Annotated in this window: 23 protein-coding genes and 1 pseudogene; 21 read left to right on the top strand and 3 right to left on the bottom strand. The window is 61.1% G+C overall.

The window, feature by feature from the left end:
- Positions 1-39: 39 nt before the first annotated feature.
- From NUH87_RS26630 to NUH87_RS26540, 19 genes are all read left to right on the top strand, one after another.
- The gene (locus tag NUH87_RS26630) at positions 40-402 is read left to right on the top strand and encodes a hypothetical protein (protein ID WP_338523334.1); all 363 of its coding nucleotides are present in this window, start codon (positions 40-42) and stop codon (positions 400-402) included.
- Between the two features lie 11 nt (positions 403-413).
- Entirely contained in the window at positions 414-710 is a 297-nt protein-coding gene (locus NUH87_RS26625; RefSeq protein ID WP_338523333.1) for a hypothetical protein, read from the top strand.
- A gap of 72 nt (positions 711-782) precedes the next feature.
- Positions 783-1,145 (top strand): hypothetical protein, encoded by a 363-nt coding sequence (locus NUH87_RS26620; RefSeq protein ID WP_338523332.1) that lies wholly within the window; start codon positions 783-785, stop codon positions 1,143-1,145.
- A gap of 59 nt (positions 1,146-1,204) precedes the next feature.
- Complete coding sequence (locus NUH87_RS26615; protein ID WP_338523331.1) at positions 1,205-1,681, top strand: hypothetical protein; 477 nt, start codon at positions 1,205-1,207, stop codon at positions 1,679-1,681.
- A gap of 117 nt (positions 1,682-1,798) precedes the next feature.
- Positions 1,799-2,377 (top strand): DUF1566 domain-containing protein, encoded by a 579-nt coding sequence (locus tag NUH87_RS26610; RefSeq protein WP_338523330.1) that lies wholly within the window; start codon positions 1,799-1,801, stop codon positions 2,375-2,377.
- Positions 2,378-2,456: 79 nt separating this feature from the next.
- The gene (locus NUH87_RS26605; RefSeq protein ID WP_338523329.1) at positions 2,457-3,068 is read left to right on the top strand and encodes a DUF1566 domain-containing protein; all 612 of its coding nucleotides are present in this window, start codon (positions 2,457-2,459) and stop codon (positions 3,066-3,068) included.
- 52 nt (positions 3,069-3,120) lie between these two features.
- Positions 3,121-3,477 (top strand): four helix bundle protein, encoded by a 357-nt coding sequence (locus NUH87_RS26600; protein WP_338523328.1) that lies wholly within the window; start codon positions 3,121-3,123, stop codon positions 3,475-3,477.
- 208 nt (positions 3,478-3,685) lie between these two features.
- Complete coding sequence (locus NUH87_RS26595; protein ID WP_338523327.1) at positions 3,686-4,843, top strand: RNA-directed DNA polymerase; 1,158 nt, start codon at positions 3,686-3,688, stop codon at positions 4,841-4,843.
- Between the two features lie 69 nt (positions 4,844-4,912).
- Entirely contained in the window at positions 4,913-6,595 is a 1,683-nt protein-coding gene (locus NUH87_RS26590) for a DNA cytosine methyltransferase (protein WP_338526961.1), read from the top strand.
- Positions 6,592-6,924 carry a hypothetical protein gene (locus NUH87_RS26585; protein ID WP_338523326.1) on the top strand — a complete coding sequence of 111 codons (333 nt, stop codon included), beginning with the start codon at positions 6,592-6,594 and terminating at the stop codon, positions 6,922-6,924. The genes NUH87_RS26590 and NUH87_RS26585 overlap by 4 nt, the downstream gene beginning before the upstream one ends.
- Positions 6,921-7,538, top strand: a complete 618-nt coding sequence (locus NUH87_RS26580; RefSeq protein WP_338523325.1) for a hypothetical protein — start codon at positions 6,921-6,923, stop codon at positions 7,536-7,538. The genes NUH87_RS26585 and NUH87_RS26580 overlap by 4 nt, the downstream gene beginning before the upstream one ends.
- On the top strand, positions 7,535-8,005 hold the full coding sequence (locus NUH87_RS26575; RefSeq protein WP_338523324.1) for a phage protein NinX family protein: 471 nt from the start codon (positions 7,535-7,537) through the stop codon (positions 8,003-8,005). Before NUH87_RS26580 ends, NUH87_RS26575 begins: the two co-directional genes overlap by 4 nt.
- Positions 8,006-8,051: 46 nt before the next feature.
- Entirely contained in the window at positions 8,052-8,288 is a 237-nt protein-coding gene (locus tag NUH87_RS26570; RefSeq protein ID WP_338523323.1) for a hypothetical protein, read from the top strand.
- The gene (locus NUH87_RS26565) at positions 8,285-8,431 is read left to right on the top strand and encodes a hypothetical protein (protein WP_338523322.1); all 147 of its coding nucleotides are present in this window, start codon (positions 8,285-8,287) and stop codon (positions 8,429-8,431) included. The genes NUH87_RS26570 and NUH87_RS26565 overlap by 4 nt, the downstream gene beginning before the upstream one ends.
- Positions 8,428-8,607 carry a hypothetical protein gene (locus NUH87_RS26560; RefSeq protein WP_338523321.1) on the top strand — a complete coding sequence of 60 codons (180 nt, stop codon included), beginning with the start codon at positions 8,428-8,430 and terminating at the stop codon, positions 8,605-8,607. The genes NUH87_RS26565 and NUH87_RS26560 overlap by 4 nt, the downstream gene beginning before the upstream one ends.
- 443 nt (positions 8,608-9,050) lie before the next feature.
- The gene (locus tag NUH87_RS26555) at positions 9,051-9,392 is read left to right on the top strand and encodes a hypothetical protein (protein WP_338523320.1); all 342 of its coding nucleotides are present in this window, start codon (positions 9,051-9,053) and stop codon (positions 9,390-9,392) included.
- Positions 9,296-10,441, top strand: coding sequence for a tyrosine-type recombinase/integrase (locus NUH87_RS26550; RefSeq protein ID WP_338526958.1), 1,146 nt, complete (start codon positions 9,296-9,298; stop codon positions 10,439-10,441). Before NUH87_RS26555 ends, NUH87_RS26550 begins: the two co-directional genes overlap by 97 nt.
- Before the next feature lie 22 nt (positions 10,442-10,463).
- Entirely contained in the window at positions 10,464-11,009 is a 546-nt protein-coding gene (gene folE, locus NUH87_RS26545; protein WP_338526956.1) for a GTP cyclohydrolase I FolE, read from the top strand.
- A gap of 103 nt (positions 11,010-11,112) precedes the next feature.
- Entirely contained in the window at positions 11,113-11,484 is a 372-nt protein-coding gene (locus tag NUH87_RS26540) for a glutathione S-transferase N-terminal domain-containing protein (protein WP_338523319.1), read from the top strand.
- A gap of 131 nt (positions 11,485-11,615) precedes the next feature.
- Here NUH87_RS26540 and NUH87_RS26535 read toward each other — a convergent pair whose 3' ends face one another.
- Positions 11,616-12,218, bottom strand: a complete 603-nt coding sequence (locus tag NUH87_RS26535) for a glutathione S-transferase family protein (protein WP_338523318.1) — start codon at positions 12,216-12,218, stop codon at positions 11,616-11,618.
- Positions 12,219-12,228: 10 nt separating this feature from the next.
- Positions 12,229-12,390 (bottom strand): annotated as a pseudogene (locus tag NUH87_RS26530) (PLP-dependent aminotransferase family protein); the annotation flags it as partial.
- Between the two features lie 226 nt (positions 12,391-12,616).
- On the opposite strand from NUH87_RS26530, the gene NUH87_RS26525 reads away from it, so the two are divergent.
- Positions 12,617-13,966 carry an NCS2 family permease gene (locus tag NUH87_RS26525; RefSeq protein ID WP_338523317.1) on the top strand — a complete coding sequence of 450 codons (1,350 nt, stop codon included), beginning with the start codon at positions 12,617-12,619 and terminating at the stop codon, positions 13,964-13,966.
- A gap of 64 nt (positions 13,967-14,030) precedes the next feature.
- A complete protein-coding gene (locus NUH87_RS26520; RefSeq protein WP_338523316.1) occupies positions 14,031-14,657 on the top strand; it encodes a LysE family translocator in 627 nt (208 codons plus the stop codon).
- Between the two features lie 102 nt (positions 14,658-14,759).
- On the opposite strand, the gene uraH is transcribed toward NUH87_RS26520, so the two are convergent.
- Positions 14,760-15,113: a hydroxyisourate hydrolase gene (uraH, locus tag NUH87_RS26515; protein WP_040065801.1), complete on the bottom strand. Its 354-nt coding sequence runs from the start codon at positions 15,111-15,113 to the stop codon at positions 14,760-14,762.
- Positions 15,114-15,333 lie beyond the last annotated feature (220 nt).

The following is a 15,333-nucleotide window of genomic DNA, read 5'->3' as shown; positions in this document are numbered from 1 at the left end:
GCTGATGAATAACCGCAGCAACCAACACGAGAAATCGCCATGAACCAGACCATCCGCCAAAAGCAAGCGGTCCTGCAGGTGCTTCGGGATCGCCTCACGTTATCAACCGCCGAGATGTACCAGAAGATCGGCCGCGCCGAGCCGGCCAGGGCACCACGCTTCAATGTCGTGCCCTTGGGCCGGAACACCTTCGATATCATCGAACGAGCCACTGGTGAGTCCCGCGGGGCCCGCCAAGGCCATGACACGGCCTGTCACTATGCCAAACAACTCGAGCACAGCGCAGACTTCGTCGGCTCAGTCCGAGTGGCCCGGCGCCACTTCTTCAGCACCCTGCTGCGCTGGACGATTGGAGCGGCAATCGCACTCGCGGTGTTCGCCTTGTACGGGGTGCAGCAATGATCGGGGTTCCGATGCCAGACCCGCGACAGGCGGTTATCGATGACCTCAACCGGCAGATGGATCAGTTCTTCGGCGCCGGCGGATCCGTGCGTGAGATCCCGCGTGGCGTCAGCGCTCATGCACCGCACCTCGGTACCACCGGACACCATGAACGCCTCCGCGCCGAGCGCGACAAGTTGGCACCAAGCGTGAAGGCTCAGGCCGAAACAGGCTGCACGGCGGCCGAGGCCGCCAAGGCCCTGGGCATGCACGTCAAGCGCGTTCGACTGATCGCCAGCGAGAATGGCCTCAGGTTTCGCGAACCATGAGGCGCATCAGCAACAAGGTCCGGCAGCGCCGGCGACAGGCATGGTTTGACCTGCCAGCACACGAGGTGGACCATGGCCAAACAGCAGGAGCTGACGGCGGAAGCCGTGAAGCAGCGGCGGAAACGCGAGAAGGCGGCCGAGAAAGCCGCTGCCTTGGGCGTCGAGAAATTTACGGTTGAAGTTGCCGGCGTTTTCAAGCCGGGCATCAAGCGCTTGATGAAAGAGCACGGCTTCAACAGCCAGCAAGAGGTCTACCAGAACCTGATCCGCAACGTGATCGCCGCCGACTTCGCCACTGCCAGCCAGATGCTCATGTGTGTCACGACACCTTATGTAGTTAGCGAAAAGGTGTCGCAACAACTTGAGGACGCAAGCCGGCGGATGCTGGGCGAAGACCTCGGCGAGCCTGACGACGAAATCATAGAGCCAGCATAACCCACAATCTACTCGCTGCATCCGGTCACCGGAGGGCGGCATGCACCCTGGAGAAAGTCATGACCAACCAAACGCCTCAATCTATCGCAGCATCTGAACTTCCTGAACGCGGCCAGCCGCTCGCCGGCGGAAGCTTTGTGACTCGCTACTGGCTCAACGGCCAGGAACGCGCCCTGGTGCTGCTCGACGACGAACTGAGCGGTGTCTATGGCGAGTACGGCCAGGACATCCCAGGCGCCCAGAGCTACAGCGATGGCGAAGCGAATACCCGCGCCATGGCCGAAGCTGGCAGCGAGATCGCAGCGAAGGCGCTCGAACTGGGGGCGTTCATCCCTTCGTGCCTCGAGGGTCAGCTGCTGATGGCGGCCAAGGCCGACGGCCTGATCACCCTGCGCGACGATCGCTTCCATTGGCTGAGCACGCAGCGCTCCGCCTACAGCGCATTCATTCTGGGTTTCGAAGTTGGCACTCAGGGCATCAGCGGCAAGAACCACGAGCTCCGCGTCCGCCCCGTCCGCAGCCTCCCTATTCAGTGATTCATCTATTCATTGATTTTTCTGCAGGTGATTCCCGGGTGTTCCCGGACGGAACTCAGACCAGAAACGTGCCGAGCAGTGCCGGCCGCCTGCCCCATTTCAATCAGGAGCCACACCATGCAACTGATCACCGTAAGTCGAGGCGAAACCCAGCTGACAACACCAGACGCAGCGCTGGCACTGCAAGTGCTCGCAGGCCTGAGCGCCTCCTCAACTCCCATCAGCCCATCATCAGTGCCGGCGGTCGGCGCGCCCTGGCCCGGTGAAGGTGGCATCAACGGCGGTCTGTTCCCAGGCAACGGCAAGCCCTACTACCTGATCGTCCCTATCGGCACCGATGCTGAAAAGCCCCTCGAGTGGGGCGGCTACGGCGACGAGCTGGAAGGTGCTGACAGCGCCTGGGACGGCCAGTCGAACACCGCCGCCCTGGTGGCCGACGACAGCGACCACCCCGCCGCCCAGTTCTGCCACGCATTCGAACGCGACGGCCACGCCGACTTCTACCTGATGTCCCGCCGTGAGGCTGCCTTCTTGGAGATCACCCTGGCCGACGTGTTCAGCAAGGCCTGGCATTGGACGAGCACGCAGCGCTCCGCCAACAACGCATTCAGTCTGCTTTTCGACGGTGGCATTCAGTACAGCTTCGTCAAGAACCACGAGCTCCGCGTCCGCCCCGTCCGCAGACGTTTCATTTGATCCTTCATTAATTGCTTTTGATCCGGCACACCGGGGCGCACAGGCGCCTTTTTTGTTGCCCACGAAAAGAGGAAAGACCATGTCCGCAGCAACACCAGCAGAAATCACCCTTCAGATCGGCCAGCCTTACGGCGGCGGCTACTTCAACGGCATCGTCCGCGACCCGGACACTGGCCTGGAATACCGCACCATCACCGCCGGCGCCGAGCACGAACTGGTCGGCCCCTGGGGTGAATACGGCGTGAAGATCGAGGGCGCCGACAGCTTCACCGATGGGCGCGCCAACACCGAAGCCATGGCGGCCGCCGGTAGCCCTCTGGCGCAGAAGGTCCTGGCCCTGAACATCGGTGGCCACAGCGATTGGGCGATCCCAGCTCGCGACCAGCAGGAGCTGCAGTACCGGCACTTCAAGCCAACCACCGAGGAGAACTGGGCCGGCCGACGCGATGGCGACAACCCGAACAGCGTTCCGCCTGGCTTGTTGTACAGCGAGGAAGACCCGGTACAGACAGTCCATGAGGCATTCCAGGCCGGCGGTGCCGAAGCCTTCCGCGACACCTGGTACTGGTCGTCAACGCAGCGCTCCGCCTACAGCGCTTTCTTTCTGTATTTCGAAGGTGGCATTCAGCTCGACGACGCCAAGCACCACGAGCTCCGCGTCCGCCCCGTCCGCAGCGAGCTTATTCAATAATTCATTCATTTAACCGGCCGCTTGCGGCCGGCCGCCCATGGAGGGGCATGACATGGCAATGCACACAGAGCTATCGATCTACAACGCGGCGATGGGCCTGCTGCACATGGCCACGAATCTGACCCGGAACATCCCGCGCGACCTCAAGCAGTCGCTGGGCAAGCGGGTCATCGATGAGTGCATCGACGTGCTGATGCTGATCGCTCGGGCCAACTCGACCCGTGACCGGCGCCAGTTCTTGACTGATCTTGTCGAGAAGGTGCAGGTGATCGAGTTCTTGATGAGGCTTTTCAAGGACAGTCGGTTCATCAGCATCGGCCAGCACGCAAAAATGATCGAGGTCACCACCTCCATCGGCAAGCAGGCCAACGCCTGGAAACGCTCCACCCCAACCGCGCCCGCTACCTGAGAGCCAAGGTTCTCAGGTCTGTGCGAATTGAATCTGGTCGTGCCGCTGGCCCCCTGGGCCACCGCTATGTGCACCCACGGATACCGACGGTCTAAAGCGTCCGCGCAGGTCCGGCACAGTTTCCCCGATGAGCAATCGCCGGGGCGACGTAGATAGCACGATAGGTCGCAGCGCTCCGCCAACAACGCATTCAATCTGAATTTCGAAGATGGCAATCAGAACAACAACGACAAGAACCACGAGCTCCGCGTCCGCCCCGTCCGCAGATTCGACTGTTGGTCCCTACCCGTTCAGCGATCTGGTTCAGGCCTATTACGATTGCCGGCGCTCGAAGCGCAACAGCGACAGCGCGCTGGCTTTCGAAATGAACCTGGAACAGAACCTGATCGAGCTGCACGACGACCTGGTCAGCGGCCGTTACCGCCCGGGCCGTTCAATTTGCTTCGTTGTCACCCGGCCAAAGGCCAGGGAAGTCTGGGCCGCCGACTTCCGCGACCGCATCGTGCACCACCTCCTGTACAACCATATCGGGGCCGGCATCGAGGCCACCTTCATCGCCGACACCTGCGCCTGCATAAAGGAGCGCGGCACGCTGTACGCCGCCACCAGGCTTGAGGCGAAGATCCGGAGCGCGACCGAGAACTGGTCGAAACCGGTCTTCTACCTGAAGTGCGACTTGGCGAACTTCTTCGTCTCGATCGACAAGCGCGTGCTGGCCCAGCAGTTGGCCGCGCGGATTGACGAACCATGGTGGCTCGCCTTGGCAGATCAGGTGCTGATGCACGACCCGCGCACCGACTACGAAACCCGGAGCCCGGCCCACCTCTTCGCCCGGGTGCCCCAGCACAAGCGCCTGACCGCTCAGCCAGCGCACCTGGGCCTGCCCATCGGCAACCTGAGCAGCCAGTTTTTCGCGAACATCTACCTTGATGCCCTGGACCAGTTCGCCAAGCATACGCTCAAGGCGAAGCATTACATCCGCTACGTCGACGACTTCATCTTCCTGCATGAGTCGCCGCAGCAGCTCAATGAGTGGTTGGCCCAGGTCGAAGCGTTCCTGCCCGGCCTCGGCGCCCGGCTGAACCCGTCGAAAACGATCCTGCAACCCGTTGACCGCGGCGTCGACTTCGTCGGGCACGTGATCAAGCCCTGGCGCCGGACGACGCGGAAGCGATCGCTGGCCCAGGCGCTGAAGAGGACTGCTGCGGCGCCGGCCGAGGATCTGCGCAAAACCGCCAACAGCTACTTCGGCCTGCTCGGGCAGGCCAGCCACAGCGCCAAGGACCGGGAGAAGTTGGCCCGGGTTGTGATGAGGCGCGGGCACGTCGTAAACGGCACGCTGACCAAGACCTACCGCAAGAAATAACCACCCACCCGCAACACCCATAGGCGCCTCCGGGCGCCTTCCTTTTTGCCTCAAGGAATCCGCCGCATGATGCTCAAGCGAATTTTCAAGCACTTCCACTTCTGCTGCGGCCTCGGCGGCGGCGCCAAGGGTTTCAACCGGGCCAAGCCGGTTGTCGGCAACATGCAGGCCGAGTGGAAATGCATCGGTGGTATAGACGTTGATCCTGCTGGCCTTCGCGATTTCCAAAAGCTTTCTGGCGTGCCAGGCACCCTTATGGACCTGTTCACCCGCCAGCAGTACATCGCCTTTCACGGCACAGAGCCGCCGGCAGACTGGCGCGAAGCCACTGCCAAAGATGTTCGACGCGCTGCTGGCAACCAAGATCCGGACGCGGTGTTCATCAGCAGCCCCTGCAAGGGGGCATCTGGCCTGCTGTCCGAAACCATGAGCCTGACCCCGAAGTATCAGGCCCTGAACGAACTGACGCTGCGCTGCGTTTGGCTGATGTGCGAAGCATGGAAACACAACCCCGTGTCGCTGATCGTGTTCGAAAACGTGCCGCGCCTTGCTACCCGTGGCCGCCACCTGCTGGACCAGATCAACCAGTTGCTGGCCTTCTACGGCTACGCGGTCGCCGAAACCACCCACGACTGCGGCGTGATCGGTGGCTTGGCCCAGAGCCGCAAGCGCTTCTTGCTGGTCGCCAGGCACATCGAGAAGGTTCCTCCGTTCCTGTACGAGCCAGAGCAAAAGACACTCAAGTCAGTGGGCTCCATCCTGGGCCGCATGCCGCTGGCGGGCGATATCGAGGCCGCTGGACCGATGCACCGGGTGCCGTCGCTGCAATGGCAGACCTGGGTGCGTCTGGCCCTGGTGCGCGCTGGCAGCGACTGGCGGAGCCTGAACGATCTGGCGATCGAGGACGGTCACCTGCGCGACCTGATCATCGTGCCAGAGTACCGTAACGGCTACCTGGGCGTGCATGACTGGGGTGATACCTGCGGGACCATCGCTGGCCGCAGCAGCCCAACAAACGGCGCATTCTCGGTTGCAGATCCTCGCTACCGTCAGGCCGCGAACTGGAATCATGGCCAGCAGTTCGGCGTGGTCTGCTGGGATGAATCGTCGCCGACCATTCCTGGACAAACGATGCCGGGTCAGGGCACTTTCAGCGTGGCCGACCCTCGCCCGAACTGGAATCGCCACAGCGGTAACTACCGTGTTGTTCCGTTCGACAAGCCGGCCGGCACCATCATTGCTGGCGGCAAAGGTGTGCAGGGCGGCCAGCAGTCCGTCGCCGACCCGCGCATTCTGCACCGCGGTAAGGGCGACAATTACCTGACCGGCGGCCACTACGGAGTAATCCCGTTCGACCAGCACGCTGGCGCAATCGCCGCGAGCTCGCGCTACGACAGCGGGCGATTCAGCGTCGCCGACCCTCGCATTCCAGATGCCAATGAGCGCCTGACCTGCATCATCCGCAGCCTGGATGGCACGTGGCACCGCCCTTTCACCACTCTTGAAAAAGCGGCGTTGCAGAGCCTGATAGACCCCGAAGAACAGCTGATCCTGGACGGTCTGAGCGATAAAGACTGGAGCGAGCGGATCGGCAACGCAGTCCCGCCATACGCCGCCGAAGCAATCGGTCACGTGATGGGCACTACCCTACTGCTGGCTCAGGCCGGCGAAACCTTCATGCTCAACAGCATGCCGATCTGGGTCCGCCCGGTCGCGGTTGGTCTGAGCGTTTCCGAGCAGGTAATCCCATGAATGCACTCGCACGACGGGCGCTCGACCGCGCCCTGGGCAGTCCTTTGCCCGTTCCCCAGCCGAAACCACGGGTCGTCCAGACCTTCGCCGATGTCCTGGTGCAGCTCGATTTGAACGAGATTGACACCAGCGGCCCGATCAACCGCGTCATGTACCTGGAGGGTCGGCAGTTCGCAGTCGACATGGTCGAGCACGCCGGCGACACGCTTACCGAACCGGCCCACATCGCGAAGCTGGTCCAGGCCCTCATCCGGGCGGCGGTCAGCAGGCCGCCCAGCCACGCCAAGGGCATCAAGGACGTGATTGAACTGCTGGAGGCTCGGCCATGAAAGAGCGACCTATTCACCTCCTCGGTCACGAAGTGCGCGCCATCCTGGAGGGCCGGAAGACGGTCACGCGGCGGCCAGTGAAGGCCCGGCTAGCGAATAGGTTCGACGAACCGCGCGGACAAGCGGATATCGATGCAGGGTATCCATTCGTTGAGTGTGACGACGGCTATGTGTCTGCTGTGAAACTTTGTCCATATGGACAGCCTGGCGACCGGCTGTGGGTGCGCGAGACCTGGGCGCGCATCGGTATCGCCCAGGCTCCTGACCAGGAGTGGGTCGTATACCGAGAGAGCGATAACCGGACCGATTACGGCGGCCCCTGGAAACCTGGCATCCACATGTTCCGGCGCGACAGCCGCATCCTGCTGGAGATCACCGGCGTGCGCGTCGAGCGGTTGCAGAACATCAGCGAAGACCAATCAAAGGCTGAAGGTGTGCGGCTGTATACCGATCACGCTGAGTTGGGTGACTGGTATCACGTGGATGGCATCGAGACCTACAGTTCGGATCCGCGCAAATCGTTCGAACTGCTCTGGTCATCGATCAATGGTGCCGAATCGTGGAACGCAAATCCGTGGGTTTGGGTGGTCGAGTTCAGGAGGGTGACACCATGAACGAACTGACCGAAGTGAAAACCGTCGACCTGATCGGGCCGGCGCTGGATTGGGCGGTGGCGAAAGCTGCTGGCTGGGTGCTGGCAAGGATTGTAGCCATAGAAACCCCAAGCAAAACCTACTACGAAATTCATGCCCCGTCAGGGTTGGAGCTACGCCCATCCAGCGACTGGGCTCAGGGCGGCCCGTTGATCCAGAGTTGGCAAATCTTCATCGACCCGCCGCATGACGTTCACCGGGCGAACTACGACGAAAAAACTGGCAAGGTCAAGGGCTGCTGGCAGACATATGAAAGTTGGCATGCCACCGTCAGCGCCAGAGTGTGCACCACGCCACCAAAGGTCCCAGGCTTCCCCGGCGGTGTCGGTCGTGGCGAGGGAGAAACGCCGTTGATTGCCATCTGCCGCGCCATCATCGCCGCCAAGCTGGGCGCGACCGTCCAGATTCCGAAGGAGCTTTTACCATGATCGCCCTCGCCTACATGGCCTGGCTCATCTACAAGGGGCCGAAGCCATGAGCCGGTTTATAGCCGTAATCCACGGTTGGCACGTCGATAGCAACGGATTCAATGTGCACGAGCTGAAGGCCGCTAATGTCCAGGATGCGGCCAAAGAGGCCTGCTGGTTAAAGCATCAGCGTGAAGACACTTTCGACAAGTGCTCGTACGTGGTGATAGAGATTGATGACCGCGAACATTTGCCGCGCCGGCTGACCTGGCTGGAGCGGCTTACTGGGAGGCTGGCGCCATGACCCCTTTCGAAAAAGGCTACAAAGCCTTCCTCGACAGAATCTCCGAGGACGGCAATCCATTCCCCAAGAACCTCTGGCCCCATTCCCATCAAAGGTGGAATAAGGGTTGGATGCGCGCCAAGCAGGAGGGATTGAAGCAATGAGCCATGAACGAGTCGTCACCAAGATCATCAAGCCTGCGCACAAGAAATTCGGCCTGTGGCACGTAATCGTCGGCGAAGGCGTCTGCCCGGTGATACGCGTCACGCTGAGTTTCAGGACCGAAGAGGCAGCCCGTCGGGTTGGTCTCGGCTATCAGCTCGACTGCGTCCCGGCCTGAGCCCACCCCATTCAACTCTATGACAGCCTGCCGGCCTGGCGGGCGAGGAGTCCTGCATGTTCGAATCTTTGAAAAAGCGCTTTCGGCGCAAGCCCACCGAGAAACCCGTGACACCAACAACCGTTGCCCGGCCTGGCAGTGGCTCTGGCACCAGCTTCTCCGCCTCATCATCCCCGGCTGCCAGCCGCGACACCTCTTCGGATCTGCTCAACCCTTTGAACCCGCTGAGCCCCTTCAGCCCGCTGAACCAGGTCGACTCATACGAACCTACCCATTCACACAGTCACTGCGACTCCAGCAGCAGTTACAGCAGCTATGACAGCGGCAGCTACTCCTCGAGCGACAGCTGTAGCTCTTCCAGTTCAAGCGATAGCAGCTCCAGTTATAGCAGCGACTGAACATCAACCACCTTCTGCCGCCATAGGGCGGCATGGAGCACCATCATGGCAGCAGCAGAGCAGATACCCGTCGAGTACCTGTCCGATAAAATCGCCGAGAAGAACTTCGCGGAGATGGTCGGGACTACTCGCCGCGCGCTTCAGGGTAAGCGCCAGCGCGGCATCATCCCGAAAGGGGTGTGGAACGAGATCGACGGGCAGATTTACTACAGCATCAGGAGATATGAGGCATGGCTAGAAAGCCTTTGGGATTGCCCGCCGGAGTTGAATTTGCAGGACAATCAGTCCGGATTCGTTTCACCTGGAAGTTCCGGCGCTGCGAGACCCTCCCCTATCCCCAAACGCCAAAAGGCATCAAAGCTGCCGCCGATCTGCGCGCTACAGTAACCAGCCTAATCAAGCACGGCGTGATGGACGATCAACGTTACGCCGAGCTGTTCCCGAACTCGACCTACTCCACCTACTCTGCCACGCCCCTGTTCGGGGTTTACGCGCAAACCTGGCTCGACAGCCGGGAGGTCGTGGGTGGCACGCGGAAAAACTACCGGATATCCCTCAACCTTTACTGGATGCCACACCTGGCGTTGATCCCGATCGACCAGATCACGTCGGCAATGCTTCGAAAAATCGTCAGTGAAACGCCATGGAAATCGTCGACTGTGAAGCGCTCGGCGATCCAGCGCCTACACACGCTGTTCGAAAGCGCTGTCGGTGATGAGTTGATCACACGGAATCCGGTCGGCTCGATTGAATTGCCGGTGAAGGCAAAGAAACCGGTGGACCCGTTCACAGTGGCAGAGGCTGATTTGATCGTTGGGCACCTATATAAGGTGCTGACCGGTTCAATGCGGGTGTACGCGGCCTATTTCGAGTTCGCGTTTTACACCGGCATGCGGCCTGGTGAGATAGCGGCTTTGCGCTGGGATGAAGTGAATACAGAGGGGCGAGTCGCCAACGTGTGCAGAATCGTGGCGGACTACAAGATCGAGGAGCGCACGAAAACCCGCGAAACGCGGCGAGTCATGCTGAACAGCAGGGCATTGAATGCGATTGAGGCGGCCAAGGGCGTGGCCGAATTGAGGGCAAAACAGAGCAGGCGCCAGCACAAGCAGTCGCCCTACGTGTTCCCGCCGACCAAGAACTTTGAGTTCATCCAGCAGGCCAGCGTGACCGACAAGCACTTCAAGGCGGCCCTGGTCGCGTTGAAGATCCGGGCCAGACGGCAATACAACTGCCGGCACACTTACGCTACCATGTGCCTAATGGCAGGCATGAACCTTGGGTTCATCGCGAATCAGCTCGGCCACAGCGTGCAAATGCTACTGTCGACCTACGCCCGGTGGATCAACTCCAGTGAAGACTGGAGCGAAGTCGGGAAGCTGGAACAAAGCCTGATTGGTACAAAATTGGTACAGACCGAAACAGTACCCCTCTGAAACCCTTATGGAATCGGCCCTTGTGACACTGGAACAGAATTACACAGCGATCCTCGGTCAACTCGGCGAGGACGTCTCCCGCGAGGGCCTGCTGGACACGCCCAAGCGTGCAGCCAAAGCCATGCAGTACCTTTGCCGCGGCTACGAACAGACCCTGGAAGAAGTCACCAACGGTGCCTTGTTCAGCTCCGACAACAGCGAAATGGTGCTGGTCAAGGACATCGAGCTCTACTCGCTGTGCGAACACCACCTGCTGCCGTTCATCGGCAAGGCCCACGTGGCCTACATCCCGAGCGGCAAGGTGCTGGGGCTGTCCAAGGTCGCCCGCATCGTCGACATGTATGCCCGGCGCCTGCAGATCCAGGAAAACCTCAGCCGCCAGATCGCCGACGCGGTCCAGCAGGTGACCGGTGCCCTGGGTGTGGCTGTGGTGATCGAAGCCCAGCACATGTGCATGATGATGCGCGGCGTGGAGAAGCAGAATTCGTCGATGATCACCTCGGTGATGCTGGGCGAGTTCCGCGAAAACGCGGCGACCCGCAGCGAGTTCCTGGCGCTGATCAAGTAAGATTTGGCGACATGAAAAAACCGGCGCTCATCGCCGGTTTTTTTTCGCACGGTAAAAATCAGGTAAGCTGCGCGCCCTTCTCCACCGCCCGCGAGGCTATACCGTGTTCGTCAAAGCCCTTCGAGTCGGCCTGGGCCAGCTCATCATCTTCGTCGATTTCCTCACCCGCCCACGCAAGCAGCAACGCTCCGCGCCGGACCAGGCCAAGGTCGATGCCGCCGCCCGGGACCTGACCCTGTATCAGTTCCACGCCTGCCCGTTCTGCGTGAAGACCCGCCGCACCCTGCGCCGCCTGAACGTACCGGTGGCGCTGCGTGACGCCAAGAACAACGAACAGGACCGCCAGACCCTGCTCGAGCAAGGCGGCAAGATCAAGGTGCCGTGCCTGCGCATCGAAGAAAATGGCCAGACCACCTGGATGTACGAATCCAAGGTGATCATCGACTACCTGCAAAAGCGCTTTGCCGCCGCCTGAAGCCAGCCACCTTCATTGCCGGCAGCCTGGGAAAGCAAGTTTCCGCTAGAACCTGACCGGCGACGAAGGTGCCCGCACCGGCAAAAATAAACCGGCCCTGAGGCCGGTTCAGGTGTTTGCGGATTTGCCGATCAATCCAGCATGCCGACATGCTTCGGATGACTCGCCACCCGTTGCAACCAGGCCTGGATAGCCGGATAGGCACTCAGGTCGAAGCCGCCCTGATGCGCGACATGGGTATAGGCATACAACGCGATGTCGGCGATCGAATAGTGCTCGCCCACCAGGTACGGGGTTTGCTGAAGCTGCTTCTCCATCACCTTCAATGCCTTGTGCCCGCGCTTCTGCAGCTTGAGGTATTCCTCCCGACGCTCCTCCGGCAAGCCCAGGTAGAACTCGATGAAGCGCGCCACCGCGATGTAGGGTTCGTGGCTGTATTGCTCGAAGAATTGCCATTGCAGCACCTGGGTGCGCAAACGCGGCTCAGTGGGCAGGAATTCGCTGCCGTCGGCGAGGAAGTTGAGAATCGCGTTGGACTCCCACAGGCAGGTGCCGTCTTCCAGCTCCAGCACCGGCACCTTGCCGTTGGGATTCTTCGCCAGGAATTCCGGCGTCTCGGTGCCGCCCTTGAGGATGTCCACCGGGTGCCAGCGATACTCCTGCCCCAGCAGGTGCAGCATCAGCTTGATCTTGTAGCAATTGCCCGACTGGTAATCACCATAAACCTTGTACATGGCCCTCCCCTTAAGCCGCTTGTGCGGCCTGTGCATGACGGATGACAGCGGCCAGGCGCTTGAGACCTTCGTCCAGGCGCTCCGGTGCGATATGACTGAAATTAAGACGAAGATTACCCGGATTACGCTCCGGTTCGGCAAAAAAAGGTTCACCGGGCATGAACGCGACATCCCGGCGCCTGGGTTTCGTGGCGATCTTCACCAGAGGACTTCATCTTCCGACGTATCGCACACAAATTAAAAAACATTATTTGCTTTATTTGTATACAAAAGCATAAATTCGTTTCGTGCGAGTTCCTGACCTCATAGTCAACAAACCCGTGCTGCCTCAAAGAGCCGCTGCCCGCCCCTGCGTCCGGCTCTGGAAATAACAATAAAACTCTTGAGGAGTACACGCTGTGGAAAGCCGCAAATCCGAAGCCTCCCTGCTGGACCTGTCGCCACCCTCGAGTTCCGGCCTGCTGGAACGCCTGTTCAAGCTCAGTTTGCATGGCACCACGGTGAAAACCGAGCTGATCGCCGGGGTGACCACCTTCATCACCATGGCCTACATCATCTTCGTCAACCCGAACATCATGGCCGACGCCGGCATCGACCATGGCGCGGCCTTTGTCGCCACCTGCATCGCCGCCGCCCTCGGCTGTCTGCTGATGGGCCTGTACGCCAACTGGCCGGTGGGACTGGCACCGGGCATGGGCCTGAACGCGTTCTTCACCTACACCGTGGTCGGCACCCTGGGCTACCACTGGGAAACCGCCCTCGGTGCGGTGTTCATCTCCGGCGTCCTGTTCATGGCCCTGACCCTGTCGAGGATCCGCGAATGGCTGCTCAACAGCATCCCCGTCAGCCTGCGCCATGCCATGGGTGCCGGAGTCGGGCTGTTTCTCGGAGTCATCGGCCTGAAGACCGCCGGGATCGTCGTCGCCAGCCCCGCCACCCTGATCCGCCTCGGCGCCCTGCATGAACCCGGTCCGCTGCTGGCCGCCCTGTGCTTCCTGATGATCGCGATCCTCAGCTACCACCGGGTATTCGGCGCCATCCTGATCAGCATCATCAGCGTGACCCTCGCAGGCTGGGGCCTGGGCCTGGTGCAATACCACGGCATCTTCTCCAGTCCACCGAGCCTGGCCCCGACCTGGATGGCCATGGACCTGAAGGGTGTGTTCAACATCAGCATGATCAGCGTGGTCCTGGCCTTCCTCTTCGTGCACATGTTCGACACCGCCGGCACCCTGATGGGCGTCGCCCAGCGCGCCGGCCTGGTGAACGCCGACGGTCGTATCGAGAACCTGTCCCGGGCCATGAAGGCCGACAGCGTCTCCAGCGTATTCGGCGCGGTGGTCGGTGTCCCGCCGGTCACCAGCTACGTGGAAAGCGCCGCCGGCGTTGCGGCGGGTGGTCGGACTGGTCTGACCGCTGTTACTGTAGGCATACTGTTTGTCGCGGCCATGTTCTTCGCCCCGCTGGCTGGCATGATCCCTGCGTACGCGACCGCCGGCGCGCTGATTTACGTGGCGATGCTGATGATGAGTGGCATGGCGCATATCGAGTGGAACGATGCGACGGACAGCATTCCGGCGATCGTCACCGCGATCATGATGCCGCTGACCTTCTCGGTTGCCGACGGCATCGCCCTGGGCTTTATCACCTACGTGGCGCTGAAGGCGGGGACCGGCAAGTTCAAGGATATTTCCATCAGCCTGTGGGTGCTGTGCGCCATCTTTATCGCCAAGTTCATCTTCCTGTAGAAGAGAACCCGCGGTAGTAACCGGCCCCATTTCGATGGGGCTTTTGTACGAAGGGAGAAACCTGATGAGTCTGGAAACCTGGTTGTTGTTCAGTGGCGCCGCCCTGGTGGTGATCCTTATCCCCGGGCCGCTGTCGCTGCTGATGATCAGCAACAGCCTGAACTATGGATTGCGGCGTTCATACCCGGCCTTTCTCGGCGGCGTCAGCGCCTCGATCTGCCTGTTGAGCGCTTCGGCCCTGGGTCTGGGAGCACTGCTGCTGGCTTCGGAGCGGTTGTTCAGCGCGCTGAAGATCGTCGGTGCGCTGTACCTGTTCTACCTCGCCTGGCAGAGCTGGCAGCAATCGCGGCAACCGGCCCGGGCGGCGAATGTGCCCGAAAGCGCCCCGGTTCCGCGTTTTCGTGCCCTGTTTGGGCGCGCCTTCGTGCTCGGCGCGAGCAACCCGAAGGACATCCTGTTCTTCGCCGCGTTCCTGCCGCAGTTTCTCAAGGCTGACCAGCCGTTCCTCGGCCAGTTGCTGGTGATGATCACCACCTGGACCGTGCTGGACCTGCTGTGCAAGCTGGCCTACGGCCTTGGCGCCCATGGCGCGGCCGGTTACCTGCGTAGCGGCAAGGGGCAGAGCTGGTTCAACCGGATCAGCGCCGGGTTGTTCAGTGGCGCGGGCGCGGCGTCGCTGTTGAGCCGCTAGAGGTGCAGGGCCGGCAACGGCCCTTTCGCGAGGCATAAAAAAAGCCCGCCAGTGTGAGCGGGCAAATGACCAAGGAAGCTGTTGCGCAGATGCTTGGGGAATCTAGCTGCCTCGGTAGGTCGAATAGCTGTAGGGCGAAATCAGCAACGGTACGTGGTAATGATCCTGCTCGGCGCTGATACCGAAACGCAGCACCACCACGTCGAGGAACGCCGGTTCCGGCAGCGTCACGCCACGGGCCCGATAGTAGTCGCCGGCGTGGAACTGCAACTGATAGACCCCGGAGCGGTAGTCGGCCCCTTGCAGCAACGGCGCATCGCAGCGCCCGTCGCTGTTGGTCAGGGCGCTGGCGACCAGCTCCAGCTGTGCGCCTTCGACCCGATACAGCTCGACCTTGATCGAGCTGCCGGGGCAGCCATGTGCGGCATCCAAAACATGTGTAGTCAAACGTCCCATTGATTCTGCGGACCGACCCGCCCTTCAGGCAGATCAGGCCTCGCGCCTCCCGGAGTCAGTGGATAAAGGAGAAGCCGCACCCTGGCGAAGCACGAGCTGGCACGACCCGGAAATAATTAAGACACTTTTACAAAAAATTGTACACAATAAATTCAGGATATTTTCCACCACCCCGGCCCCACGCCTGCCGGCCACGAATGGAGCGCTATCGCCTGCCGGT

Origin of the sequence: Pseudomonas batumici (assembly GCF_036585405.1) — a bacterium.
GTDB classification, from domain to species: Bacteria; Pseudomonadota; Gammaproteobacteria; order Pseudomonadales; family Pseudomonadaceae; genus Aquipseudomonas; species Aquipseudomonas batumici.
This window is presented reverse-complemented; position numbering and strand designations above follow the sequence as displayed.